This window comes from Candidatus Sodalis sp. SoCistrobi (genome assembly GCF_900143145.1).
Classification (GTDB): Bacteria; Pseudomonadota; Gammaproteobacteria; order Enterobacterales; family Enterobacteriaceae; genus SoCistrobi.
Map to the genome: position 1 here is coordinate 1 of NZ_FRDB01000367.1, position 1481 is coordinate 1481.

General features: G+C 51.0%; 2 protein-coding genes and 1 pseudogene. All 3 read right to left on the reverse strand.

Annotated elements, in window-relative coordinates; translation table 11 throughout:
* Positions 1 to 191: hypothetical protein (locus tag CINSTRO3249_RS17005; RefSeq protein ID WP_217265411.1), on the reverse strand; the 191-nt coding region annotated here is incomplete at its 3' end.
* A 562-nt stretch (positions 192 to 753) separates the two neighbouring features.
* Positions 754 to 966, reverse strand: a complete 213-nt coding sequence (gene cspA / locus CINSTRO3249_RS15845) for a transcription antiterminator/RNA stability regulator CspE (protein WP_011410009.1) — start codon at positions 964 to 966, stop codon at positions 754 to 756.
* 311 nt (positions 967 to 1277) lie between these two features.
* Positions 1278 to 1481: pseudogene (locus tag CINSTRO3249_RS15850) on the reverse strand (transposase); the annotation flags it as partial.

Genomic DNA, 1481 nt, shown 5'->3' on the forward strand with positions numbered 1-1481 from the left:
AAACGCCAGACAGCTTGGGTAGTTGCGAAAGTTGATTTTTGAGCACTTGCGAGGTCTTTAACCGCAGAAGCAAGAAGAGCCGCGGGCGTCATATGCTGTTTAACCAGCGTCTGATATCGGCGGGTAAAGCGAGAGTCAATCCCGCCAACAGATAGGTTGAAATCATTCTGCAAAGTAATAACAGGTATCACGATAAATGTGTAGATACCTATGCCGTAAGGGGAAGGGTCTGGACGACCTATCAGGTCGGCGGATGCCGATATGATGGCTATTGCTGACGCTGAGGCTGCGGTTAAATTGAGACTGACTGAGGCTTGGGCGGAGGCTGGGATGAGGCTTGAGGGCAGGATAAGGTGGAAGCTTGGGCTGGGGTAGATGCTGAGGCTGGGTTGAGCCTTGGGCGGAGAATAAGGTGGAGACTTGGGCAGAGGATAAGGTGGAGGCTTGAGCTGGGGTAGATGCTGAGGCTGGGTCGAGGCTTAAGCTGGGGCTTACACAGATAAGCCTTAAATATAGAGTTTTGGCCAAGATTGCCGCTTTTGTGACGACGAAACCGGGTGCAGGAAACGACGGGCAGACAAAGGGCGCCCGGAGGGATCACCGATACTCCCCGTACGGGTATGACGGTGTTAACGGCAATAAAAAAGCCCCGGTCAAGGCCAGGGCTTTTTCTGCGTCTTTAGAGCATGTCTTGCGGCAATTATTGCCTGGGCGGTAGGCTTCGCCCCCGCCAACAGCCCTTGGGCGCGAGTCTTACAGGGCAACCACGTTAGCAGCAGACGGGCCTTTCTGACCCTGCTCAATGGTGAATTCTACGCGCTGGCCTTCGTCCAGGGTTTTGAAATCGTTGCTCTGGATAGCGGAGAAATGTACGAATACATCTTTGCTGCCGTCAGCCGGAGTGATGAAACCAAAACCTTTACCCGCGTCAAACCATTTTACTAAACCAGTTACTTTATTAGACATTTGTACTTCCTTCATTAAGTTGAAAACCGCCTGTGGCGATAGAGGGTCTGTTTGCCAGCATGTACTTATGGGCACGTATTAAGAAGGAAATTCGTCGAAGAAGTGATGGTGGACTATCGCTTTTTGCTGAACAACTTTACTAAAATGGCTTACATAAATAGGTCTGTACCACAAACCGATAACGCTATTAACGCATACTCCCGGCACAGGCGCAAGCGTTATTATGAAGAAAAAGGTTATAACCCGTGGGAATAACCCGCCGGCGCGGCACACACGAGGCGCCGCCCCCTGAAAGCATAGGTATCTACACATCAGGGAGGAGGCTTAAGAGCAACTCTTGCTAAATGAGTAAGTTCTTCCAGACTATATTCCGATAATAATTTTAGTGTATTCAACAAGATGGATAGGCCAGCGAGCAGAGCAGGAGCGCTCTCTCTGCGGCCTCGCTTTTGCTGTCGTCCTGACAAGCGACATATCAGCTGGCGGGCTGCCGCATTTTCTTCTCCTTCAGCGCG

Coding starts and splice junctions, on each gene's coding strand:
- cspA (WP_011410009.1), bottom strand. CDS start 966: ATGTCTAATAAAGTAACTGGTTTAGTAAAATGGTTTGACGCGGGTAAA.